Genomic DNA, 24,152 nt, shown 5'->3' with positions numbered 1-24,152 from the left:
GGAAGAGGCGGCGGGCCCGTCCGCTTCCCACCTTCTTTCTGCCATTTCTTTTCTCTTTTATGAAAGCACTATTTCTCTGTCTGGCGCTGCTGATTGGCGGGCGCATGGCCTCGGCGCAGGCCGTCATCGACACCACCCAAGGCCGCTACTACCAGCCCGTATTTGCCAACGTGACCGTGACTTCGGGCGTCAACTTCGGTTCGGCCGTGAACTCGGCCGGTGCCACCCAGCAGCTGCTGATGGACATTTACCAGCCCACCGGCGATGCGCTGGCCCGGCGGCCGGTCATCATTTTTGCGCATCAGGGCGGGTTCGTCACGGGCTCGCGCACCGATGCCTACATGGTGGCCGTGTGCACGCGCTTTGCCCGCCTGGGCTACGTCACGGCCAGCATCGACTACCGCCTGCTGGATTTAGGCACCATCATCGGCGGGGGCTTCGACACGGTGAACATCGCCAAGTCGGCCATTCGGGGCATGCAGGACTTGCGGGCGGCCGTGCGCTTCTTCCGCAAAGACGCCGCCACCACCAACACCTACCGGGTACACCCCAACTACATCACGGTGGGCGGTTCTTCGGCCGGGGCCTTTGCGGCCCTGGAAGTGGGCTACCTGGATAAAGTGAGCGAAGTGCCCGCCTACGTGGGCATTGCGGCGCTGGGCGGCATCGAAGGCAATAGCGGCAACCCTGGCTACAGCAGCCAGCCGCTGGCCGTGCTCAACCTGAGCGGCGCCACCGAAAACCCCAGCCTCATCGAACCCGGCAACGCGCCGCTGCTCAGCGTGCACGGCACCGCCGACGGCACCGTGCCTTACCTGCAGGGCCGCGTGGGCAGCAGCCTGCCGCCCAAGTACGTGTACGGCAGCGGCCGCCTGCACCCGCGCGCCGCGCAGGTGGGCATCCGCAACACGCTGGTGCGCCTGTCGCGGGCCGGCCACATTCCCTTCGAAAGCACCACCGCCCCCGGCCTGCTCTACGCCGACACCACCTTCCGCGCCATCCGCGACTTCCTGCGGCCCAGCCTGGCGCAAGCCGGCACCGTGCTTGCCACTGCGAGGGCCAGCGCCACCCCGGCCGCCCAGGCCTACCCCGTGCCGGCCGAAGACGCCGTGCAGCTGACCCTGCCCAAAGAACTGCTGCTGCCCCTGCAGGCCCAACTGCTCGACGCCGCCGGCCGCGTGGTGCGCGTCATTAGCCCCGAGGCCCACGACCTGAGCCTGCTGCGCAACGCCCTGAAACCGGGCGTTTACTTCCTGAAGTTTCCCGGCCAGCCGGCGCTGCGGCTGGAATTCAAGTAAAGATGCGGAGTCGTTGACTCGGTTTGCCACGCAACACAAGGGGCGCGATTCAGCTGAATCGCGCCCCTTGTACTTTTACCTGGTTTCCTGACTAGACCAGCTCAGCCGTGCCCTGGGCCCAGGCGTGGGCCGCGGCGGCCGCTGTGGGCACCTCGTGCAGGCGGGCCACAAATACGCCGTTGGCTCGCAGCTCTTTGCGCCAGGCAAACAGCTGCTCCAGCGCCACGGGGCCGGTGGCGTAGGTGCCGCGCTCATCGGTGCGCAAGCTTTCGGGCGGCAGCTCCAGCCAGGTCAGCACTTCGCGCAGGGCCCCCACGTCGGGGTGGCTCACGTACGCTTCCACGGCCAGGCCCTGGGTAAGCTGAGCGGCTGGCGCCGCGGCCTGCCTGGCGTAGCCGTAGCGCAGGCCGCGGCGCAGGGCCAGCACATCGGCCAGCACGGCCGAGCCGGTGGGGTGGCCCCCGGCGCCCCGCCCTCGCAGGAACTGCGCGCCGGCAAATTCCGCCTCCAGCACCACGCCGTTGAATTCGCGGTCCACGGCGTAGAGCGGCGACTCTGGCCCCACCAGCTGCGGCGTCACCAGCGCCGTGACGCGCCCGTCCGGCAAGCGGTACAAGCCGGCCACCACCTTTATTTTTTGGCCGTGCGCGGCGGCGCGGGCAATGTCGGCCGCCCCAACGCCTTCGATGCCCAGGTTCAGCACTTGTTCGGGGTTCAGGAAAACCCCGTAGGCGTGAGCGGCCAGAATCACGGCTTTCGAGCGCGGGTCGAAGGCGCCCATGTCGAGCGCGGGGTCGGTTTCGGCAAACCCTTGGGCTTGGGCTTCGGCCAGGGCAGGGCCGTAGTCGGAGCCGTCCTCGCCCATGCGCGTCAGCACGTAGTTCGACGAGCCATTGAAAATGCCGCTGACCGCACGCAACGGCTCGTGGCTAAAATATTGGTCGAGCGTGCGAATGACGGGAATGCTGCCGCACACGGCCGCTTCGTAGAGCAGCGTGCCGCCGCACTCCGCCTGCAGCCGCACCAGCTCCGGCAGGTGCCGGGCCAGCATGGCCTTGTTGGCCGTTGCCACGCGGCGGCCCTGGCGCAGGGCCGCGCTCACCAGCCGGAAGGCCTCGGTCGCGTCGTCAATGACTTCCACCAGAAGGTCCAGCTCGGGGTCGGCCAGCAGGTCATCGGCCTGCAGACTAAACCGCTCGGCGGGCAGCGTCCGGGGCTTGGTGGGGCTTTTCACGGCAATGCGCGTCACGGTGAGGCCCAGTTCGGGCTGGCGCTGCACGATGTCGTAGAAGCCCTGCCCCACGCAGCCAAAGCCGATGAGGCCAATGCGCAGGGGCGGTTGGGTTGGGTTCATTTCTTTGATAGATGAGAAGGTTGGGCGTTAATCCCTAGGCGGCTCTTTCATAAGCAAGCTTGTACCATAGCTACGCTCTTTGTGCCGGCCAATGTGTGTTTGTACCAGTGGTTTGGTCTTTGTGCCAATCTGCCGAGATTTGTGCTTCAGCGACAGCTTTCTAAGCCACTGAAGGGGCTTTCTTTTAAATTGATTGCGTTGCTGCGCCAAAAATTAATGCACGAACGTGGGCGCGTAAAACCGCTCCAGAAAGTGCGTAATTCCTGCCGTTTCCAGCAGGAAACCGTCGTGCCCGTAGCGGGAGTCCAGCTCCGCGTACATCGCGCCCGGAATGTGAGCGGCCAGCTCGCGCTGCTCACTCAGCGGAAACAGCACGTCGGACGTGATGCCCAGCACCAGCGTGCGAGCCCCGATGCGCCGCAGCGCCGCCGCCACGCCGCCCCGGCCGCGGCCCAGGTTGTGGCTGTCCATGCTGCGGCTCAGGGCCACGTAGCTATAGGCGTCGAAGCGGGCCACCAGCTTGTCGCCCTGGTAGCGTTGGTAGGTGCTGGCGCGGTGCTCGTGCGGCAGGTGGTCGTCGTCGGGGTCGGTTTGGGTGTCGGCGTAGGCCAAGTAGCTGCGGTAGCTGAGCAGGGCCATGGCGCGGGCGGCGCGCAGGCCTTCGTCGCCCCCGCCGGGCTGGCCGGCGGCGTAAGTGGGGTCGGCTTCAATGGCCAGGCGCTGGGCCTCGTTGAAGGCAATGCCCCAGGCCGAGTGCCGGGCGTTGGTGGCAATGACCACGAGGTGGTCGAACAAATCGGGCCGCTGCACGGCCCACTCCAAGGCCTGCTGCCCGCCCAGCGAACCGCCTATCAGGGTGTGAATGTCGGTGAGGCCCAGGTCCTGGCGCAGGGCCTCGTGCGCCGCCACCAGGTCGCGGATGGTCAGCCGCGGAAAGTGCTGGTAGCGCGGGCGGCCCGTGGCGGGGTCCGGGTCGCGTGGGCTGGTGCTGCCGTAGCAGGAGCCCAGCACGTTGGCGCACACAATGAAGTACTCGGCGGGGTCGTAGTAGCACCCCGGCCCCACCAGCCCCGGCCACCAGGCCAGCACGTCGGCGTTGGCCGTGAGGGCGTGGCACACCCACACCACGTTGTCGCGGTCCTCGTTGAGCTGGCCCCAGGTGCGGTAGGCCACGTGGGCCCCGGCCAGGGTTTCGCCGCTTTCAAGAAGCAGGTCGGGCAGGTGAAAAATATGGTCTGACATGGGTCATCAAGTGTAAAAAAGTCGCTGCAGAACCAGCGCACGAAACCGGCCCTTGGTATCTCACCCCCATCTTTCTCCAACAAACTGCAGGAAAGTGGGCCCGCCCGTGGGCTGGTTCTGCATCGACCTAACTAGCAAGAAGCCGCCAGCGAGACTGGCACCGGCCCACCAGGGGTGGCCCGCTGGCGGCGGTGGGGTTACACTTCCAGCGGCTGGGCGTGCTCTAATTCGGGCTCGGTCACGGCCTCGCCTTCCGTAGGCAGGCTGGCCGTATTGCCCACGGCGTCAAACGCGGCCTGCAAGTCGCCCTTGATGTCTTCAAAATGCTCGATGCCCACCGACAGGCGCAACGACGTGGGCGTGACGCCAGCGGCCAGTTGTTCCTCGTCGCTGAGCTGCTGGTGCGTGGTGGCCGAAGGCTGAATGATGAGCGTCTTAGCGTCGCCCACGTTGGCCAGGTGGCTGATAAGCTTGAGGTTATCGATGAACTGCGTGGCCGTTTCCTTGCTGCCTTTGATGCAGAAGCTCAGCACGCCGCCGAAGCCGCGCTTCAGGTATTTCTGCGCCAGGCGGTGGTAGGGGCTGCTGGGCAAGCCGGGGTAGTTCACGCTTTCCACCTGCGGGTGCTGCTCCAGCCAAGTCGCGATTTTGAGGGCGTTTTCCACGGTGCGCTCCACGCGCAGGCTCAGGGTTTCGAGTCCGATGAGCAGTTGGAAAGCGTTGAACGGGCTCTGCGAGGGGCCGAAGTCGCGCAGGCCTTCCACCCGGGCCCGTATGATGAAGGCGATGTTGCCAAACGGCCCGCCCTTGCCAAATACGTCGTTGAACACTAGGCCGTGGTAGCCTTCGCTGGGCTCGGTGAACTGCGGGAATTTGCCGTTGCCGAAGTCGTAGGTGCCGCCGTCCACAATCACGCCGCCGATGCTGGTGCCGTGCCCGCCAATCCACTTCGTGGCCGACTCTACCACGATGTGCGCGCCGTGCTCCAGGGGCCGAAACAGGTAGCCGCCCGCCCCAAAGGTGTTGTCCACAATCAGCGGCAGGTCGTGCCGGTTGGCAATGGCCGCAATGGCCTCAAAGTCCGGAATACTGAAGCTGGGGTTGCCAATGGTTTCGAGGTAAATGGCCTTGGTATTTTCGTCAATCAACTCCTCAAACGAGGCCGGGTTGTCGCCGTCGGCGAAGCGCACCTCGATGCCCAACCGCTTGAAGGCCACCTTAAACTGGTTGTAGGTGCCGCCGTAGAGGAAGGCCGTGCTCACGAAGTTGTCGCCGGCCTGCAGGATGTTGTTGAGGGCAATGAACTGCGCCGCCTGGCCCGAGCTGGTGGCCAGCGCGGCCACGCCGCCTTCCAGCGCCGCCACACGCTGCTCAAACACGTCGGTGGTCGGGTTCATGAGGCGGGTATAAATGTTGCCGAACTCTTTCAGAGCAAACAGGTTGGCGCCGTGCTCGGCGTTCTTGAACACGTAGCTGGTGGTTTGGTGAATGGGCACCGCGCGCGAGCCGGTGGTGGGGTCGGGCTGCTGGCCGGCGTGGAGTTGCAGGGTTTCGAAGTGCAGGGATTGAGCGGACATGATGGGGGAATGGTTGAAGGTTGAAAAACCGGAATGAGTTGATAGAGAAAGGCGCTAATTGGCTTGTTCATAAGCACTTGAAGCGCAGCAAGTCCCCGAAGTGTGCCCGTGCTGAAGCGGCGGCCTGGTGCGCGCCGAACGTGCCGAAAAGGCGCGCGACGGCCCCGAGAAGCCACCAGAAAATCCAGAAAGGAGGGGAGGGGGTGCCTAAGCCGAAATCAGCTTAGCAACAACACGGGCAGCAACAGCACATTCGCATTCGGGCGAACGGCGCGGCCGGCATGCAACGGCCCGGGGCCGAAACAGAAAAACCCGAAGCCCCGGCGCGCAAAGCAGCCGCAGGAGTCGGGTTGGGAAAGGCGAAACGAGAAGAATTTTCCATGGCACTCGAGTCATATGCCCCAGCGCGGCCAACGCCGCAGTGGGTAGGAATTGGCACCTTTCACAGGAAGGAAGGTTGCCAGCGGGTCAGGGAGCCTAGTCTCTCGCCGCTTCTGTATAAAACGTAAAACTTCCCGCCGTTAGCAGGGAGTACCGGGTTGGTGGGGGCAAATGTACGAGAGAAATTTTTGGACGGGCAAGCAAGCAGGGCGAAATAAATTTTTCGCTGGCCGTTTTCGGACCCGCCCAAACACAAAAAAGCCACCCTGAAACAGAGTGGCTTTTCTCACCTTTTTTCTGCAAAAAAGTACCTAGAGACTAGGTAGGGTTAACACCTGGCCGACTTCGATATGGTCAGGGTTACTGCCGATGGTGGCCTTGTTGGCCTCGTATATCTGATGCCACTTGGCGGCATCGCCGTAGTGGTGTTTGGCAATTTTAGACAGCGAGTCACCGCTTACCACGGTGTACGAATCGCCGGCGGCGGCTGGATTGGCATTGGCCGCGTTTCCGAAAAAATCAGTGCCGCCAGCAGCCGGCTTCGCTGCGGGCTCTACGGGTTTTTGCTCGCCTTTGTCGCTGAGAAAATCAAAGAGTCCCATGGATTTGTTCCGTTTGATGAAAAAAAAATTGAATGAGCCGCCCCGTGGGGTAGCCAACAGGGCCCATATACGGGCCGGCTCCGACGAGGTTACGGCGTAAACTCTTTTGCTTGCGGGTCCGTAAGCCGACGAGTTTGCAACCGCAGGCTTTCTCATTCTTTCACCATTCTTCTTTTTGTGCTCATGAAACTTCAGTCCCTTTTTTCGCTCCGTTATTTCGCCAGCCTGTTGCTGTTGGTGTCGTTGTTTGTCACGGCGTGTGGCAACGACAAAGGCAAGGTAGAAGGCGTGAATATGCTGTACGGCACCGATAGCAAGGTATGGAAAACTGCTAAAGAAACCGATGCCAGTGGCGACAAAGTAAAGCAAACTGACGCGCAAAAACAGCAGGAGCTTCACGTTTTTGCCAACGGCAACTACACCATGACCGACGGCGCCGCCGGTGCCGTGTCGGGCAAGTACACCTTTGACCAGGCCGGTAAAACCATCACCTTCACCCCCGAAGGCAGCGCTACGGCCAACACTTTCGCCGTAGAAACCCTCACCGACGACAAGCTCACGCTGAAGTCGGCCGACGGCGCCACGCTGATGCTGGAAAAGGACTAGGCATCGCCACCAATTCTACAAAAAGCCCCGAACCACAGTGGTTCGGGGCTTTTTTTGTTGTTCAACAGTCGGGCTCAAGCCCGGGCCCAGCGGGAAAAGGCCAGTAACTTGCCGCCACTTTCCGAACTGCACCAAGCAGCCTTCCCACTTTTTTCTGCTACGCATGCTGATTGATTGCAAGGCGGCGGCCCTGGCGGGGGCGCTGCTGCTGGCGGGCGCATTCGCCCAGGCCCAGGCCCCCGCGCCCCTGCCCACCCACGCGGTGCGCAGCATTGCCCCAACCGATACCGATTTTCGGGACCTGGATTTTTTGAAAGCCGAAATCGGCCCGGCGCGGGTGGTGATGCTGGGCGAGCCCACTCACGGCGAAGGCAACGTGTTCGAGGCCAAAATCCGGCTGTTGCGCTTTCTGCGCGAGCAGATGGGCTTCACCACGGTGGCGTTCGAGAGCGGGTTTTATGACTTGCACAAGGCCCAGCAGGCGCTGGAAGCCGGCCGGCCGGCGCCGGAGGCCCTTGGCAACAGCGTGTTTGGGGTGTGGACTTCGACGCAGGAATTCCAGGGCGTGCTGCCGTTGGTGGGCCGAAACGGGCTGCGCGTGGCCGGTTTCGACCCGCAGTTGAGCGGCGAGTACGGCGGCGACCTGGTAGATGACTTGCAGGCATTTCTGGCGCCGCAGAAGAGCGCGGCCCTGTTGAATTACGACTACCTCGAAGGCGTCATCGGCTTCATGGGCGAGCGTTTCGCCTTTCTGCCCACCACCACGCTGGCCGAGTTTGAAGCGGAAATGGCCAAGGCCACGAAACAGGTGGCCAAAGCTGCCGCCAGCTCCGACGCCCGGCGCCGCACCGAGGCCGCCTTCTGGCAGCAAACCCTGCGCAGCCTGCTGGCCCAGGCCCGCGACTACGCCGAGCACGACCCTGCCGCGAAAACCGAGCAGGAGTTTAAGGCCCTCGACAGCAACCCGCGCGATGCCCAGATGGCCGCCAACCTGCTGTGGTACGTGCAGCAGCACCCGCAGGAAAAAGTGGTGTGCTGGGCCGCGCTGCCGCACCTGGCCAACCGCACCGACCGTTTCGATACCGCCGAGCTGCAAGCCTACCGGCCCATGGGCCGCCTCGTGAAAGAGGCCCTCGGGCCCGACCAAGTGTACATTTTGGGCACGCTGGCCGGCGGCGGCTCGCACGGTTTCCCGGCCATGGGCTACCGGCCGGTGCCCGCGCCGGCCGCGGGCTCGCTCGAAGCCGAGCTGCTGGCCCAGCCGGCCGACTACGCTTTCGTGAGCCTGAAGCACGACGCGCCCGGCCGCGAGCTCACCACCTACGCCTTCGACTACACGCCCATGCGCGCGCCCTGGAGCGAGGCGGTGGACGGCTTTCTGTTTTTGCGCGAGGTGCACCCGCCGCGGGGGGGCAGCGCTACCGCCAGCGCCGCCCTGCCCGCCCCGCCCGACAGCGCCTCCGCCAATAGCAGCCCGGGCAGCCGGAACCCGGCCGCAGTGCCCCGCCGCGTGCGTACCACTACCGCCGGAGCGTCTGTGGTGCCGGTGCACGGCGTGGTGCTCGACCGCCAGACCAAAGCGCCGGTGCCCTACGCCTCGGTAGCGGTGCCGGGCCAGGGCGTGGGCACGGTAGCCGACGGCCAGGGGCGCTTTGCGCTGGGCGTGCCGGCTGGCGGGCAGCTGGCGGTGAGCAGCGTGGGCTACGCCACGGCCAGCGCGACGCCCACGGCTGCCGCCCTGACGGTTTACCTACAGCCCGCGGCCTACGAGCTGGCGGGCGTGCAGGTGCGGGGCGAAAGCCTCGACCCGCGCAAGATTATGAAGAAGGTGCTGGCCGCCGCCCCGCAGAACTACGAGCAGGCTGACTACTCGGCGCAGCTCTACACCCGGCGGCAGGTCATCAATTTCGACACCGTGTGCTACGAATCGGAGTACGTGAGCCAGACGTTTGAGCCCGGCGGCTACCGCAACTGGAACGGCGGCTTCATGGGCTGGGGCCCGCAGCACCAGATTCGGGTGCAGGAGGCCCACGTGCTGAAGCGCCCGGCGGCGCGGATGCGCGCCAGTGACATCGTGGAAAGTGGCCAGGGCTTTTATGCTGCGGCGGCCGACCCAGTGCGCATTTCGCCCCTGTTTAAAACCAGCACCGTGGGCAAGTTCCGCTTTCGCCTCGACAGCGTGCTGGTGCGCGACGGCGAAACCGTGTACCTGCTGAGCTTCGCCGTGAAGCGCGCCACCCACCGCAGCACCGGCACCTACCTCGAAGCCGGCTATTCGGGCCAGTTGGAAATTCAGCAGCGCGACTACGCCGTGACCCGCTACCAGGCCCTGTGGCAAATGGACACCGTGAAATGGAACGCCGTGGCCCACAAGCACGCGCCCAAGCACGACTTCGTGTCCCGCCTCTACGATACCATCCTCACCGATTCGCGCACCGACCACGTGGTGGAATACGCCAAGGGCGCCAACGGGCGCTACCACGTGCGCCGCAGCATTGGCAAGGGCGTGGGCGTGGGCCGCGTCATCGGCGGCCCCGCTTTTCACACCCAGAAAATCTGCGACGAATATTTCACCGACCTGCCGGCTGGTACCGCCCTGCCGCCGCCCAATCCCAAGCTGGAGCCCCGCTTTGTGGGCCACGAGCTGGACGAGCTGACGCTGACGGAATACCGCCCCGAGTTCTGGCAAACCTACCAGCGACCCGCAAAGTGAGGCATAAGCGCTGTGCCGCTTGAGTTTTCAGAACGTGTTGCCATTCTGTAATCCTAGCCTGGCGGTAGGTTCTTATTCCTTCCCTCCGCGCGCAAATACCCGCGTCACCCAGCGCGGCAGAAACACCAGCCCCAGCACCAGGTACAGGTAGTAGGTCACGATGCGGTAGAGGAACACCAGGAAGCTGGTCATGGTGGCCGTGCCGATGAACTTGCCGAAAAACGTAGGGAAAGCGCCCTCGGCAATGCCCGCGCCGCCCGGCGTGATTGCCACCAGCAGGATGACTTTGTAGGTGATGTTGCGGGCGAAAATGAACAGGAACGTGCCCGAATCCATGGGCACAAAGGCGGCAATGAGGCAGCCGATGATGGCGTAGCGGGCCGTCCAGACGAAAGCCGTGCTCACGCTGGCCCGCCACCAGTAGGCCGGCCCGTTGCCGCGCAACTGGCCCGAGGCCCGCACCATTTCCTGGCCGTGGCGGTAGGCCGTGCGCCGCCAGCGCCGCAGCAGCGGCAGCGAAAACAGCCGCACCAACAGCCGCCGCACCGACCTGGGATTGATGAAAATGGCGTACAGCATCAGCCCCGCGTACAGCGTCACAAACAGGTAGCTCACCCCAAATGCCACCCGCAGCGTGGCCACAAAGCCGGTTTGCAGGGCCTCGTGCGGGTAGAGCCCGGCCCCCGCAATGAGGACCACCAGCGGCACCATCACCACGTAGTACAGGTTGTCGAGCAGGGCCGTGACCATGATGTAAGCCAAGCCTTTGCCCAGCGGAATGCCTTCTTTCTCCAGAATAAACGGCGCCGCGCCCGTGCCGCCCTGCCCCGAAGGCAGCACGCAGGACGCGAACTCCCAAATCATAATCACGTCGAGCGCCTGCCGGTAGGTGAGCTCGGTTTCGGCGATGTGGCGGATGCGGTAGATGTAGCCTAGGTCGCGGGCGGCCAGCACCAGCACGGCCACGGCCAGCCAGCGCCAGTCGGCCTGGGCCAGCGGGGCCAGGTCGCCGGGCTTATAGCTCCGCCAAAACAGGTAGCCCACCACCAGCAGCCCCAGCGCCACCGGCAAAATGAGGCGCGACGGCCGCAGACGCTGCAAAAAATGCGCGTCTTGGTCGGCTACGGGAGTGGGGCGAGGAATAGGCATCGGGAGAAATGAGCGCCGGGCAAAAGTAGGCGGCGGCCGCCGCGTTGGCACGAAGAAACAAAAACGTCATGCCGGGCGCAGGTGAAGCAGCTTGCTTCGGTTGCGCCCGGCACGACGTTTTCTCTGCTAACGCCAACGCCTGGCCGTTAGGGGCGGCCGCCGGGGCTGCCGGCCGGCGTGGTGCCGTTGGGCGTGGTGGTGCCCGGCGAAGGCGCGTTGGCGGGTGCGTTGATGGGGTTGGCGGGCTGGGCCAGGGCGGGCGTGGCCGGGCGGCGCGTGGTATCGGCAGGTTGAGCCGTGGGCGCCGGCAGGTTGGGCAGGGTGCTGGGCACCGCTGCCGGTGCGGTTTGGGTCGAGTCGGTGGGCGTGCCGGGGGCGGGAGCTACCGGCTGGGCGCCGGGCGCTGCGCCGGGCACGGCACCGGCCGGTCGGCCGGGGTAGCCACCCGGGTAGCCGCCGGGGCGGGCACCAGCAGGGGCGCCGGGAGCACCCGTTGCGCCGGGCGCCGCGCCGGCACCACCGGGGCGCTGACCGCTGGCCGGCCGGCCGCCGCCACCGCCGGGAGCACCGCCACCGGCTCCACCGGCGCCGCCGGCATCAATGCCGCCGCCACCGCCGCCTTCGCCTTCGCTCTTCAAGTCGTCGTTGTTGATGCTCTTCGAGCGGCGCGGGGGCGTGGCCGTGAGCTTGCCGATGCGGTAGCTGAAGTTGACGCGGAAGCCCAGGATGTGCGAGGTGTTGGCGCTGGCCTGGTCGATGAGCGGCGACACCACCGTGTTGCGCACCGTGATGGTGGGCGTGAAAATGTTATCAACCCCAAAGCCGATGCTGCCGCGCTTCTCGGCAAAGTCGCGCTTCACGCCCACGGTGTAGAAGCCCTGGCCGGACTGGTTGCCCTGCAATTGCACCTGCCGGCCGCGGAAGCCGCCAAACGCCTGCACGCCCCACACCGGGGTGATGTTGTAGGAGCCGCCCACCCGGCCGCCGATGACAAAGCCCTCGTTGGAAGCGGCGAAGTTGCGGTCGGGCACGTTGTTGGTGAGGGTGGTGTAGTAAAAGTCGGCGCCGCCGTTCAGGGTGAGTTTGCCGTTGTTGATGTTGGCAAACACGCTGCCGCCGTAGGCGTTTTGCTGGCCAATGTTGGCGTAGCTGGTCGATACCGTGTCGACGCCGCGCACCGTGCGCAGGGCTTCGATGGAGCCGGTGGTGTTGCGCACGAAGGTGCTGAAATTCAGGTTCAGGCGCTTGTAGAACGTGCTGTAGCCCAGCTCGTAGTTGTTGGTGTATTCGGGGGCGAGGTAGGGGTTGCCCTGGCTCACGTTCTTGGGGTTCTGCGCGTTCACGTTGGGGTTCAGGAACTGCAGCGAGGGACGCTGAATGCGGCGGTTGTAGGCCAGCTTCAGCACGTTGCCGTTCGAGAGCTTGCGCGAGAGGTTCACGCTGGGCACCAGCACGCCGTAGTCAGGGATGTTGGCCGCCTCGGAGCGCGCAAAATTGGCCTGAATGGTGGTGTACTCGTAGCGCACGCCGGGCTTCAGGGTGAAGCCTTTGGGCAGGCCCAGGGTGTAGGCCGCGTAGCCGGCCGTCACGTTCTGGCGGTAGGTGAACACGTTGTTGGAGGCCAGCAGCCCCACCGACGGCAGCACCTCACCGCCGGCCCCGTAGGAAGTGGTGGTGTAATCCGAATTCACGCGCCGCAGAATGTTCTTGGCGCCCACTTCCAGAATCTGGGTCTTGCTGATGGGGTTTTGGTAGTCAAACTGAACGGTGTATTCCTCGTTGTAGCTCGGGTTGTCGTTCTCGATGCGCGCCGGGCTGGGCTGCGTCGAGCCCAGAATGGTGTTCGTGAAGTTATTGGTGCGGTCGTTGCGGCTGAACAGCGTCAAAATGCTGAATTCGTGCTGCGGTTTCTCAAAGCTGTGCGTGTAAGTCAGGCTGGCGTCCACCGTGCCCGAATTGTCTTTCGAGTAGGTGTCGCGCAGGTCGCTGCTGAGCGGCGTGCCGCCGGCCAGCGTGCCGGCGTAGGTGTTGCGCAGCAGGCCGTCCTGGTAGTTGCTGCCGCTGCGCGTGCCGTACGAAATCGACGCCTGCAGCGAGTTGAACTTGTTGATGTCGTAGTCCCAGCCCAACTGGTAGCGCCCGAAAATGCCTTGGTTGCGGGTGTCGGCGCTTTGCACCGTGGTGGTGGCCGCGCCAGTGGCCAGGCTGCGCGTCACCTGCGTGTTGGTGAACTCGCCCGGCGTGTTGTACTGCGAGCGACCGAAGCCGCCCAGCGAGAAGCCCATTTTGCCGGTGCGCAGGCTGCCCTGCAAGCCCAGGTTGGTGCTGCGCAGGCCCGCGCTCAGGTTCACGCCGAGGGTGGCGCCGCGCAAGTCGTTGGTCTTGGTGACGATGTTGATGATGCCGCCCGAGCCTTCGGCGTCGTACTTGGCCGAGGGGGAGGTGATGACCTCCACGGTCTTAATCTGCTCGGCCGGAATCTGCTTCAGGGCGTCGGCAATGCTGCTGGCCGCAATGGTCGAGGGCTTGTTGTTGATGAGCACCCGGATGCTGGAGCTGCCGCGCAGGCTCACGTTGCCGTCGAGGTCCACGCTCAGCATGGGCACGCGCTTGAGCACGTCGGTGGCGTCGCCGCCGCGGGTGGTCTGGTCGTTTTCGGCGTTGTACACGGTGCGGTCCACGCGCTCCTCAATCAGGGCTTTTTGGCCCGTCACCACCACTTCGCCCAGCTTTTGGGCCGACACGGCCAGCTTCACCGTGCCCAAATCGGTGGCATTGCCGGCCGTTACCACCACGCCCGGCCGCTCCTCGTTCTTGTAGCCCACAAAGCTCACCTGCACCGTGTAGGTACCGGCCGGAATGCCGGGCAGCACAAACCGGCCGTCGTCGCCGCACACGCCCCCGTTCACGGGGTTGCCCGCGGCATCCAGCACCGCCACCGAGGCGTAGGAAACCGGTTTGCCGGTGGCGGCATCGGTCACGGTGCCGGACACGCGGCCCGCCGCGCGGGGAGCGGCGGCAGCAGGAGCGGGGCGGGCCCCGCCAGGAGTTTGTTGGCCCGAGGCCAGGTGAGCGGTGCCCAGCAGGGCGGAAAGCAGAACGGCGGTGGCCGGTATAGTTCGTTTCATACAATGCATAACGGCCAAAGTGCCGTCGCGGGGGCCGGAGGTTGCATCCAGCGTCTTTATTTTAGGGTTTGTGGCAGCGTAACAGCGAAGCGGCCCAATCGGCTTGCCGATACGCAAAGGTCCGCTCGAAAGCCAACCGGGCCGGCAAAAACTAGATTATCAACGCCCAAACCCCGACCAAGGCCCCGATTCTGCCGCTTCCCAACAACCGCTCTTCGTCCGCCGTCGTACCTTTGTGCCGGCCCCATAATCTTTTAGCGGGTCAGGCGGTTAACTCTCCGTCACCATCCCACCACGCCTGCCCCGATGATAGTTGAACCCGGCCCGCTGCTAGCGGCGATTGACTCGCCCGATGACCTCAAAAAGCTTGCTCCCGAACAGTTAGTCCAGCTCAGCACTGAGCTGCGCGAGTTCATCATCGACTCGGTGAGCATCTACGGCGGGCACTTCGGCGCCTCGCTGGGCGTGGTCGAGCTGAGCGTGGCCCTGCACTACGTCTTCAACACGCCCTACGACCAGCTGGTGTGGGACGTGGGCCACCAGGCTTACGGCCACAAAATCCTCACCGGCCGCCGCGACCGGTTCCCGACCAACCGCCGCTACCACGGCATGTCGGGCTTCCCCAAGCGCAGCGAGAGCGAGTACGACGCTTTCGGCGTGGGCCACAGCAGCACCAGCATTGGGGCCGCGCTAGGCATGGCCGTGGCGTCGGATTATAAAGGCGAGAAAGACCGGCAGCACATCGCCGTGATTGGCGACGGCGCCATGACGGCCGGCATGGCCTTCGAGGCCCTGAACCACGCCGGCGTGGCCAATTCCAACCTGCTGGTTATCCTCAACGACAACTGCATGAGCATCGACCCCAACGTGGGCGCGCTCAAGGAATACCTCACCGACATCACTACCTCCCGCACCTACAACAAGGTGCGCGACGAGCTGTGGAATGTGCTCGGCAAGCTCTCGAAATTCGGTCCTAATCCCCAGCAGATTGCCCGCAAAGTGGAGGCGGCTATGAAGGCCACCCTGCTCAAGCAAAGCAACCTGTTTGAGGCCCTGAAATTCCGCTATTTCGGTCCCGTGGATGGGCACGACGTGCAGCACCTCGTCACCATTCTCAACGACCTGAAAAGCATTCCCGGCCCCAAGCTGCTGCACTGCGTGACGGTGAAAGGCAAGGGCTACGCGCTGGCCGAAAAGGACCAGACGCTGTGGCACGCGCCGGGCTTATTCGACAAAATCACGGGCGAGATTTACAAGAAGACGCCCGAGAAGCCGCAGCCGCCCAAGTACCAGGACGTGTTCGGCCACACGCTGGTGGAACTGGCCGAGGCCAACGACAAAATCATGGGCGTGACGCCGGCCATGCCCTCGGGCTCGTCGCTGAACATCATGATGGAAGCCATGCCCGACCGCGCCTTCGACGTGGGCATTGCTGAGCAGCATGCCGTTACGTTCTCGGCCGGCCTGGCCACGCAGGGGCTGGTGCCGTTCTGCAACATCTACTCCTCGTTCATGCAGCGGGGCTACGACCAGGTGGTGCACGACGTGGCCCTGCAAAACCTGCACGTGGTGTTCTGCCTCGACCGCGCCGGCTTTGCGGGCGCCGACGGCCCCACCCACCACGGCTGCTACGACCTGGCCTACATGCGCTGCATCCCCAACATTGTGGTATCGGCCCCGATGAACGAGCAGGAGCTGCGCAACCTGATGTATACTGCCACTCTGCCCGAAAACGCAGGTCCCTTCAGCATCCGCTACCCGCGCGGCGAGGGCGTGATGCCCGAGTGGCGCACGCCCCTGCAGCGCGTGGCCATTGGCACGGGCCGCGTGGTGCGTGAGGGCGAAGAAGGCGGCGTGGCCATCCTCAGCATCGGCCACATCGGTAATTATGCGGTGAAGGCCACCGACACGCTGGCCGCCGAGGGCCTCGACGCGGGCCACTACGACATGCGCTTCTGCAAGCCGCTGGATGAGGAAATGCTGCGCGACATCGCCCGCCGCTACCGCGCCATCGTGACGGTGGAAGACGGCTGCCTGCCCGGCGGCTTCGGCTCGGCCGTGCTCGAATTCCTCACCGACCACGGCTTCCACCTGCCGGTGCGCCGCCTCGGCATCCCCGACCGCGTGGTGGAGCACGGCACCCAGGACGAGCTTTACAAAGAATGCGGCTTCGATGCGGCCGGCATCGCCGCCGCCGTGCGCGAGCTGAGCGCCAAGGTGGGGAATCAAGTGTTGCAAACGTTGGTTTAAACAGCGGCTGGGCCAGCCATTGGGCTGCCCTGACCGTTGTTGCATCCTTCCTTTTCCTATACCTTCAGCGTTTATGCGCATTATCACCCTTTTCGCCCCGGCGTTGCTGCTTGGCATTTTGGCCACCAGCTGCAGCAAAGACACGCCGACGCCGACGCCGGGCCCGGCAGAATCTACCATCAAGGTGTCGGTTTCCGAAGCCGGCGCCCCGCCCTACGAGCTCAAGGAAGCCCGCGTTATCGACGGTTCCTACCAAACCGGCGCGCCGCGTCTGAGCTTCTCCGGCAAGCTCACCAGCGGCAAAACCCTGACGCTGTTCTTCACGAAAGGCACGACCACGGCTCCTTACATGACCAACGCCCTTACCAGCACTTTGGAAGGCGAATCTGGCACCAACACCACCGGCACGACGACCTATGACACAAAAACCCGGATTGTCAGCGGCCAATTCCGCACCACGTTCACCGGCGTGGGAGAAGTGACGGGCTCTTTTGCTGAGATTCAGCTGTAGCAATCCTTCGCAAAAACGCCGGTAAGCCAAAAGCGCCCCCTGTAGCTGTGGTTACAGGGGGCGCTTTCGGTTTATGTGCGGCCAGCGACGGCCTGTTCCGAGCGTGCCCTTGCTATCGGTATAAAACATTTGCCACCCCGAACCGTCTTTCTACAGGCCTGTGGCGCGGGGCGTGCCCGGCCGCACCTCACTTGTAATGTTTTAACTCTTATGTCTGATACCAGCACCTCCACCTACCATCCCACCTTCGCCCTCGGCGGCGACCTCACCGTGAACCGCCTGGGCTACGGCGCCATGCGCATCACCGGCGACGGCATCTGGGGCCCGCCGCGCGACCACACCGAGTCCATCCGCGTGCTGCGGCGCGCCGTGGAACTCGGCGTCAACTTCATCGACACGGCCGACAGCTACGGGCCCAATGTGTCGGAAGAGCTGATTGCCGAAGCCCTGCACCCGTACCCGGCCGGCCTCGTCATCGGCACCAAGGGCGGGCTGCTGCGCACCGGCCCCAACGAATGGCCCATCGACGCCAGCCCCAAGCACCTCGAAGAAGCCCTGCACGGCAGCCTCAAGCGCCTGCGCGTGGAGCAGATTGACTTGTACCAGCTGCACCGCGTCGACCCGAATGTGCCGTTTGAGCAAACGCTGGAATTCCTGCAAAAAGCCCAGCAGCAGGGCCTTGTCAAGCACATCGGGCTGTCGGAAGTCTCGGTGGAGCAGATTAAAAAAGCCCAGCAATACGTGAAAGTCGTGTCGGTGCAAAACATGTACAGCGTCGACAACCGCAAGTGGGAGGCCGAGCTTGCCTATACCCGCGAGGAAGGCATGGCCTTCATTCCGTGGTACCCGCTGGCCGGCGGCAACCAGCAGGCCCTGTCCGCCTTGGGCCAGCTGGCCGACAAGCACGGCGCCACGCCCCAGCAAATCGCCTTGAGTTGGCTGCTGCACCACTCACCCAACATCTTGCTCATTCCGGGCACGTCGAAGGTGAAGCACCTCGAAGAGAACATGAAAACCGCCGACATCCGCCTCACGGCCGACGACCTCGCTGCGCTGGACGCCATCGGTGGGCGCTAAACGCCCGGTATAGTTTCCTGTCGGATACAAGAAGAAGGCCCCGCAACGTGTGTTGCGGGGCCTTCTTCTTGTGGTGGGTGCCCCGCAGCAATGGGCCGCCAGTGGGCAAGCCCTACCAGCCGCACGCCAGCCTGAGGCGGCCGCCACCATGGGTTCAACCATGGATTTGCATGCTGATATACTTTGGATGTTAATGTGAATAAATGCAGAAAATAATCAAATATTTTAACCGATTATTCAAATCGTTTTAGCGAAATAATTATACTAAATACTCTTTTATTTGCCTTGTATTGGCCTGTAAAACTAATGGAGTACAATTATATAAGCTAGGCTGTAATTTTGCGTTATCTTCGGGTTGATTGCATTAAACAGCTACCGTTTAAACAAACTTTATCATGAAAAAACTATTTACCCTGCTGGGTGGCTTCGGTCTGCTGCTCGCATCTGTTCCGGGGTTTGCGCAGTGCTCGAACCAGATTGCCATTCGGTACTATGACAACGGCACGTTGGTAAACACCAGCGTGACCAACAAAGGCCAGAGCGGCTACACCGGCGCGGTGTGCCCCACGGCCGGCGCCCAGTACTCGTTTAGCGGCAGCTCTACCTCGAGCGCGCTCATGACCTGGTCGCGGGTGATTGACCAGGGCGTGGTGAACGACCCTGCCGACGACGTGGTGGAAAACTTGTCCAGCGCCATCGTGCCAACCAGCTCGACCGCTACGCCCAACGAGCTTGCGCTGGCCACGTCGTTTACCACGGCCACCATTTTCCGTTTGAAGTCGGACGCGGGCAAGGGCAGCGTGCCCGGTAACTCGTGCAATAACAACACCGTGTCCTACGTCTACCTCACGCTCACGCCCACGCTGTCGCTGGCCTCGTCGGGCACCAGCGCCGTGTCGGGCGTGTGCTCGGGCAGCAGCGTCACGCTCACGGCTTCGGGCCTGCTGAGCGGCGCCTACACCTGGCGCGCCAACGGCGTGGTCATTCCGAACCAGAACGGCTCGACCCTGACCGTGGCCCCCACCGCTACCACCACCTACACGGTGGAAGCCACCACCTCCTGCGGCGTAAGCTCGCAGCAGGTCACCATTCCGGTGAAAGACGTGCTGGTGGCGCCCGCCGCCCCGGTGGTGTGCGCCAACCAGTCTACCACCCTCACGGCTACCTACAGCGGCACCAGCGCCACCTACCAGTGGTTTGAGAAAGGCCAGGGCGCGGTGTTGGCCACCACCAGCGCCCTCACGGTGGCCCCGGCCGCTACCACCACCTACCAGGTGGTGGCCACCACTTCCGACTGCAGCACCATCACCAAAGAAGTGACGGTGAGCGTAGGCGTTTCGGCGGTGGCCGTGTCGCCGGCCGCTGCCACCATTTGCACGGGCAGCCCCATCGCCCTCACGGCGCTGTCGAACAACCCCGGCGCCACCTACGCGTGGTCGCCGGCCACGGGCCTGAGCTCCACCAGCGGGGCCACCGTGACGGCCACGCCCACGGGCACCACCACCTACACGGTCACGGCTACTTCGCCCTGCGGCGCCGTGGCCACGCAGCAAGTGGTGGTGAGCATTGCCGCTGCGCCCACGTATGCCGTCACGCCGAGCTCGGCCGCCGTGTGCGCCGGCGACGCGGCCACCCTCACCGCCAGCTCGGGCATCACCAACACCACCTACAAGTGGTACCGCACCACCGACCTGGGCAGCATCCTGTCGACGTCGGCCACCTTCGCGCCCACGCCCGCCGCCAACACCATTTACCGTGTCATCACGACCACGCCCTGCGGCACCAACAGCCAAGACGTGGGCGTGAGCGTGAACGCCAAGCCCACCGTGTCGGTGGTGCCCACATCGACCACTGCCGACCCCGGCACGCCCACCACGATTACCGCCACCGGTGGCAGCACGTATTCCTGGACGGCCACCGCCGGTGGCACGACCACCAACCTGGCCGATACCACGCCGACCATCACCGTGAGCCCGTCCGTCACGACGACTTACACCGTGAAGGGTGCCAACGCCGCCGGCTGCTTCACCACCGCGCAGGCCACCATCGCGGTGACGCCGCTGCCGGTGGAGCTGGTGAGCTTCGCCGCGGCCTGGGCCGAGAAAACGCCCCGCCTGAGCTGGGTAACGGCTTCGGAGAAGCACAACGCCTACTTCGCCGTGGAGCGCAGCACCGACGGCCAGCGTTTTGCCGAAGTGGGCCAGCGCGAGGGCGCCGGCACGTCGGCGGCCCGCACCGAGTACGAGTTCCTGGACGTGAGCTTCCGGGCCTCGGCCAGCGGCCAAGTATACTACCGCCTGCGCCAGGTAGACACCAACGGCGAGCATAGCTACTCGCCCGTGCAAACCCTGCAAACCACCAAGGCCGCAGTCGTATTTGAGGCCACGGTGTTCCCCAACCCCTACGAGGGCGGCGAAGCCACCGTGGAGCTGACCACCCACCAGGAAGCCCCCGTGACGTTCACGGTGCAGAACATGCTGGGCCAAACCGTGCTGACCGGCACGGCCCCGGCGCAGCCCGGCACGCAGCGCATTGCCCTGCCGCGGGCCGCGGCCCTGCCCGTGGGCGTGTACTACCTCACCGTGCGCCAGGGCAACGCCCAGCAAGTGCTGCGAATGAGCCGCCGCTAGGCCGTCAGCAGCGCCAAAAAGTGAAAGACCAGGGCCCGGTGGCCCTGGTCTTTTTTGTTGTGGGTGAAGGCCGGCCCAGTACCGCACTTCGCGCCGGAAGGGGAGAAAAAGAAAAAGTCGACACTACTAAGAAAAAAGGATACTGCTCCAGAAAAAAACAATCGTTAAATTGAAAATGTCAGGAAATCGCAGTAACATTGCCAACCTTCAAGCGACTCCAGCTTCACCCTTTTCGGGGGGTGGTGCCGGCGTCGCAGAAGAAAAAAACTTGTTTATAGCCATTGAATGCGGTTTTTGCCCGTGTTTAAGCTTCGCGAGTTTATCTGCTCTTCTTCCTCGGACATTGCATTGTGTTTTCGGAAACAGTCGGTTTTTGACTGCTCATTACACAATCGATTGTGTTTGTTCTCACCAATTCCCACCACAGTTCTTATGAAAAAGTCAGTACCGAAGATTCCCGGTTTTGCGGTGCCCGTCCTGCTAGGGGGCATGCTAAGCCTGCCCGGCCTGCACCCGGCAATGGCCGCGCCCGCGGCGCGGCCGTTCAGCGTGCAGCAGGCCGCCGACACGCCCGTGACGGGGCGCATCACGGATGAAAATGGCGCCGGCCTGCCGGGCGTGACCGTGCTGGTGAAAGGCACCAGCACCGGCACCCAAACCGACGCCGACGGCCGCTACAGCCTGGTGGCACCCGCCGGGGCCACGCTGGTGTTTTCTTTCGTGGGCTACAAAACCCAGGAAGTGGCCGTGGGCGGCCGCACCGCCGTGGATGCCCGCCTCGCGACCGACACGCAGGGGCTGAGCGAAGTGGTGGTGGTGGGCTATCTGGCCCAGGACCGCCAGAACGTGACCAGCGCCGTGAGCAGCCTCGACGTGAAAGAGGCCAACAAAGCGCCCGTGGCCACGGCCACGCAGGCCCTGCAGGGCCGCCTGCCGGGGGTGACCGTGCAGGGCTCGGGTGGGCCCGGCGATGCGCCGGTGGTGTCCATCCGGGGCATTGGCACGCTGGGCAACGCGGGCAGCGGCCCGCTGTATGTGATTGACGGCTTGTGGACGGGCAACATCCGGGATTTGAACCCCAATGACATCGAGTCGCTCACGGTGCTGAAGGACGCCAGCTCGACGGCCGTGTACGGCTCGAGCGGCGCCAACGGCGTGGTGCTCATCACCACCAAAAAAGGCAAGGCCGGTCAGCCATCCATTGCGTTCAACGGCTACCGCGGCATCGACCAGATTTACAAGCGCTACAACCTGACCAACGCCAGTGACTGGGCCGACCGCGCCGTGCAGGCCTACGCCAACGCCGGCCTGAACCCCCTGAACAACGGCCAGAACGGCCTGGCCGGCGCCGCGAAAGGGCCCGGCGGCGCCTTCAACCCCAACATCGACACCGACTGGCAGAAGGAGTTTTTCCAGACGGGCACGCTGGAAGACTACAACCTGTCGTTTTCGGGCGGCAGCGTGGGCGACAAAACTGCCAGCAACTTCCTGATTTCGGGCGAATACTTCCACCAGGAGGGCATTGTGAAAGGGCCGGACTTTCAGCGTCTGAGCTTGCGCCTGAACTCGGGCCTGACGCGGGGCCGCTTCAAATTCCAGGAAAATGCGCAGCTGACCCACCTCGACGTGACGCTGCTGAACGGGGCGCCGTTCATCGACGTGCTGGCCATGCTGCCGAGCATTCCGGTGTACGACGCCCGCAACGAAGGCGGCTACGGCACCGGCTCGCCCATTCTCAACACCTTCGCCACCAACCCCATCGGGGCGCAGGAACTGCTGCGACGCAAGCAGGCCGACAACCGCCTGGCCGGCAACTTCAGCATGGACGTGAGCCTTTTCGATTTTCTCACCTACCGCCTGAACGCGGCCATCGACGGGCACACCTACAGCAACTCCGACGCCCAGAAGTCGGGCATTTTGCGCCAGAACACGCGCATCAATACGTCCTCGCTCAATGAGTTTCTGGGCTACGACGTGTTTTTGCTGGCCGAAAACACCCTCAATTTCAACAAGGCCTTCGGCGACAACCACATCAACGTGCTGGGCGGCTACTCGGAGCAGCGCTACCGGCAGCACAACGTGCAGGCGGGCTCGCAAGGCTTTTCGAGCCTGCCGCAGTACTACTTCGAGCTGAGCGCGGGTACCACAAAGGGCGCCGTGCTGGGCACGTCGACGGAAAATTCCAAACGCTCGTTCTTCACCCAAGCCACCTACGACTACAAAAACCGCTACCTCATTTCGGGCAGCTTCCGGCGCGACGGCTCGTCGAGATTTGCGCCCCAGAACCGCTGGGCCAATTTTGGAGCGGCCTCGCTGGGCTGGCGCCTGAGCGAAGAGACGTTCTTTAAGGACGCGCTGCCGCAGGTGAACAACCTGAAACTGCGCGTCAGCTACGGCGGCAACGGCAACGACGCGCTGTTCGGCGAGTATGGCGGCAACTACCTTACCACACCCAACATCGCCCAGAACGTGAACTACGTGCTGGGCACAGGGCAGGCCATCGTAAACGGCCAGACCCAGTTGGCCTTGCCCAGCCCCGACATTCAGTGGGAAGAACGGTTCACGAAGAACATAGGCCTAGACTTGGCCCTGCTCGGCAGCCGCCTGACGCTCTCGACCGACTACTACATTGCCGAAACCCGGAAGGCGCTGGCGCCCGTGCAAGTGCCTACTTACCTGGGGCACTTCGGAACCGTGCTGTACCAGAACGCCGGCAACATTGAAAACCGGGGCTTTGAGCTGGCCTTGGGCTACCACGAAAACCGCAAGGCCTTCGTGTACGGCGCCGATTTCACGCTCACCACCATCAGCAACAAAATCACGTCCCTGCCCGTGGTTGGGTCAGCTTTTGAGGGCGGTGAGGGCTTCACGCGCTCGGAGCTGGGCTCGTCGCTGGGCGAGTTCTACCTGATTCAGTTCGACGGCATTTTTCAGTCGCGCGAGGAGGCGCAGAACTACAAGAGCTCCAACGGCACCATCATCCAGCCCTATGCCACGGCCGGCGATGTGCGCTATAAGGACGTGAACGACGACGGCAAGATTGACAACCTCGACCGCGTGTTTTCGGGCAAGGCGATTCCGACCCTGCAATACGGATTGAACCTGAACGCGGCTTTTAAGGGCTTTGACTTGTCGCTGTTCTGGCAGGGCGTTTCGGGCAACAAGATTTTCAATTCGGCCCGCATTGCCCTGGAGAGCTACAGCGGCCCCAACAACTACAACGCCGACGTGACGCCCTGGTCGCCGAGCAACCCCTCCACCACCACGCCGCGCCTGCTGCAGGGCGGCGGCGCCACCCCCGACCTCATTGCCTCGGCGGCCTTCAATGGCCGGGCCAATACCACGCGCTGGCTGGAAGACGGCGCCTACTTGCGCCTGAAAAACGTGCAGCTGGGCTATACCTTCCCCAAAACCCTCACGAGCTTCATGCCCAGCCTGGGCAGCGTGCGGGTGTACGTGACGGGCCGCAACGTGGTGACGTTTACGAAGTACACTGGCTTCGACCCGGAAATCACGGGCACGGGCTTCTACAGCCGCGGCGTCGACAACAGCGCTTATCCCAACGTGCGCAGCTTCACGGGCGGGCTGCAAGTCAATTTCTAACTCACCGGCGCGGGCCGGTAGAGAACCCGCG

14 protein-coding genes and 1 riboswitch are annotated in these 24,152 nt (G+C 64.0%); of the genes, 8 read left to right on the top strand and 6 right to left on the bottom strand.

What is annotated here, in order from left to right; genetic code table 11:
- The first annotated feature begins 59 nt into the window (after positions 1-59).
- Entirely contained in the window at positions 60-1,298 is a 1,239-nt protein-coding gene (locus JAO73_RS18940) for an alpha/beta hydrolase (RefSeq protein WP_198978853.1), read from the top strand.
- A gap of 91 nt (positions 1,299-1,389) precedes the next feature.
- Here JAO73_RS18940 and JAO73_RS18935 read toward each other — a convergent pair whose 3' ends face one another.
- From JAO73_RS18935 to JAO73_RS18920, 4 genes are all read right to left on the bottom strand, one after another.
- Entirely contained in the window at positions 1,390-2,652 is a 1,263-nt protein-coding gene (locus JAO73_RS18935) for a homoserine dehydrogenase (protein ID WP_198978851.1), read from the bottom strand.
- 213 nt (positions 2,653-2,865) lie between these two features.
- Positions 2,866-3,894 carry a homoserine O-acetyltransferase MetX gene (gene metX / locus JAO73_RS18930; protein WP_198978849.1) on the bottom strand — a complete coding sequence of 343 codons (1,029 nt, stop codon included), beginning with the start codon at positions 3,892-3,894 and terminating at the stop codon, positions 2,866-2,868.
- Positions 3,895-4,091: 197 nt separating this feature from the next.
- Positions 4,092-5,471 carry an O-acetylhomoserine aminocarboxypropyltransferase/cysteine synthase family protein gene (locus JAO73_RS18925; RefSeq protein ID WP_198978847.1) on the bottom strand — a complete coding sequence of 460 codons (1,380 nt, stop codon included), beginning with the start codon at positions 5,469-5,471 and terminating at the stop codon, positions 4,092-4,094.
- A 389-nt stretch (positions 5,472-5,860) separates the two neighbouring features.
- Positions 5,861-5,976, bottom strand: a riboswitch (SAM riboswitch).
- Between the two features lie 187 nt (positions 5,977-6,163).
- Positions 6,164-6,454, bottom strand: coding sequence for a LysM peptidoglycan-binding domain-containing protein (locus JAO73_RS18920; RefSeq protein WP_190928763.1), 291 nt, complete (start codon positions 6,452-6,454; stop codon positions 6,164-6,166).
- Positions 6,455-6,637: 183 nt separating this feature from the next.
- Here JAO73_RS18920 and JAO73_RS18915 point away from each other — a divergent pair, with 183 nt between their 5' ends.
- Both JAO73_RS18915 and JAO73_RS18910 read left to right on the top strand, forming a co-directional pair.
- Positions 6,638-7,060, top strand: coding sequence for a hypothetical protein (locus tag JAO73_RS18915; protein WP_190928760.1), 423 nt, complete (start codon positions 6,638-6,640; stop codon positions 7,058-7,060).
- A gap of 163 nt (positions 7,061-7,223) precedes the next feature.
- A complete protein-coding gene (locus JAO73_RS18910; protein ID WP_198978845.1) occupies positions 7,224-9,773 on the top strand; it encodes an erythromycin esterase family protein in 2,550 nt (849 codons plus the stop codon).
- A 72-nt stretch (positions 9,774-9,845) separates the two neighbouring features.
- Here JAO73_RS18910 and JAO73_RS18905 read toward each other — a convergent pair whose 3' ends face one another.
- Positions 9,846-10,922: a lysylphosphatidylglycerol synthase transmembrane domain-containing protein gene (locus JAO73_RS18905; protein WP_198978835.1), complete on the bottom strand. Its 1,077-nt coding sequence runs from the start codon at positions 10,920-10,922 to the stop codon at positions 9,846-9,848.
- A 146-nt stretch (positions 10,923-11,068) separates the two neighbouring features.
- Positions 11,069-14,050, bottom strand: a complete 2,982-nt coding sequence (locus JAO73_RS18900) for a TonB-dependent receptor domain-containing protein (RefSeq protein WP_198978833.1) — start codon at positions 14,048-14,050, stop codon at positions 11,069-11,071.
- 306 nt (positions 14,051-14,356) lie between these two features.
- Between JAO73_RS18900 and dxs the strand changes: the two genes are divergently transcribed.
- The 5 genes from dxs to JAO73_RS18875 all read left to right on the top strand — a co-directional run bounded on the left by dxs (position 14,357) and on the right by JAO73_RS18875 (position 24,121).
- Complete coding sequence (dxs, locus tag JAO73_RS18895) at positions 14,357-16,300, top strand: 1-deoxy-D-xylulose-5-phosphate synthase (RefSeq protein ID WP_198978831.1); 1,944 nt, start codon at positions 14,357-14,359, stop codon at positions 16,298-16,300.
- Positions 16,301-16,373: 73 nt separating this feature from the next.
- Positions 16,374-16,811 carry a hypothetical protein gene (locus tag JAO73_RS18890; protein WP_198978830.1) on the top strand — a complete coding sequence of 146 codons (438 nt, stop codon included), beginning with the start codon at positions 16,374-16,376 and terminating at the stop codon, positions 16,809-16,811.
- Positions 16,812-17,021: 210 nt separating this feature from the next.
- Entirely contained in the window at positions 17,022-17,888 is an 867-nt protein-coding gene (locus JAO73_RS18885; protein WP_198978829.1) for an aldo/keto reductase, read from the top strand.
- 395 nt (positions 17,889-18,283) lie between these two features.
- The gene (locus JAO73_RS18880; RefSeq protein WP_198978828.1) at positions 18,284-20,518 is read left to right on the top strand and encodes a T9SS type A sorting domain-containing protein; all 2,235 of its coding nucleotides are present in this window, start codon (positions 18,284-18,286) and stop codon (positions 20,516-20,518) included.
- Positions 20,519-20,950: 432 nt separating this feature from the next.
- Positions 20,951-24,121 (top strand): SusC/RagA family TonB-linked outer membrane protein, encoded by a 3,171-nt coding sequence (locus JAO73_RS18875; protein ID WP_198978827.1) that lies wholly within the window; start codon positions 20,951-20,953, stop codon positions 24,119-24,121.
- Positions 24,122-24,152 lie beyond the last annotated feature (31 nt).

The organism is Hymenobacter miniatus (assembly GCF_016427455.1).
Taxonomy (GTDB): Bacteria; Bacteroidota; Bacteroidia; order Cytophagales; family Hymenobacteraceae; genus Hymenobacter; species Hymenobacter armeniacus.
This window is presented reverse-complemented; position numbering and strand designations above follow the sequence as displayed.

Excerpts from the sequence above, each read along its gene's own strand:
- JAO73_RS18940 (WP_198978853.1), top strand. The coding sequence starts at position 60 with ATGAAAGCACTATTTCTCTGTCTGGCGCTGCTGATTGGCGGGCGCATG.
- JAO73_RS18935 (WP_198978851.1), bottom strand. The coding sequence starts at position 2,652 with ATGAACCCAACCCAACCGCCCCTGCGCATTGGCCTCATCGGCTTTGGC.
- metX (WP_198978849.1), bottom strand. The coding sequence starts at position 3,894 with ATGTCAGACCATATTTTTCACCTGCCCGACCTGCTTCTTGAAAGCGGC.
- JAO73_RS18925 (WP_198978847.1), bottom strand. The coding sequence starts at position 5,471 with ATGTCCGCTCAATCCCTGCACTTCGAAACCCTGCAACTCCACGCCGGC.
- JAO73_RS18920 (WP_190928763.1), bottom strand. The coding sequence starts at position 6,454 with ATGGGACTCTTTGATTTTCTCAGCGACAAAGGCGAGCAAAAACCCGTA.
- JAO73_RS18915 (WP_190928760.1), top strand. The coding sequence starts at position 6,638 with ATGAAACTTCAGTCCCTTTTTTCGCTCCGTTATTTCGCCAGCCTGTTG.
- JAO73_RS18910 (WP_198978845.1), top strand. The coding sequence starts at position 7,224 with ATGCTGATTGATTGCAAGGCGGCGGCCCTGGCGGGGGCGCTGCTGCTG.
- JAO73_RS18905 (WP_198978835.1), bottom strand. The coding sequence starts at position 10,922 with ATGCCTATTCCTCGCCCCACTCCCGTAGCCGACCAAGACGCGCATTTT.
- JAO73_RS18900 (WP_198978833.1), bottom strand. The coding sequence starts at position 14,050 with ATGAAACGAACTATACCGGCCACCGCCGTTCTGCTTTCCGCCCTGCTG.
- dxs (WP_198978831.1), top strand. The coding sequence starts at position 14,357 with ATGATAGTTGAACCCGGCCCGCTGCTAGCGGCGATTGACTCGCCCGAT.
- JAO73_RS18890 (WP_198978830.1), top strand. The coding sequence starts at position 16,374 with ATGCGCATTATCACCCTTTTCGCCCCGGCGTTGCTGCTTGGCATTTTG.
- JAO73_RS18885 (WP_198978829.1), top strand. The coding sequence starts at position 17,022 with ATGTCTGATACCAGCACCTCCACCTACCATCCCACCTTCGCCCTCGGC.
- JAO73_RS18880 (WP_198978828.1), top strand. The coding sequence starts at position 18,284 with ATGAAAAAACTATTTACCCTGCTGGGTGGCTTCGGTCTGCTGCTCGCA.
- JAO73_RS18875 (WP_198978827.1), top strand. The coding sequence starts at position 20,951 with ATGAAAAAGTCAGTACCGAAGATTCCCGGTTTTGCGGTGCCCGTCCTG.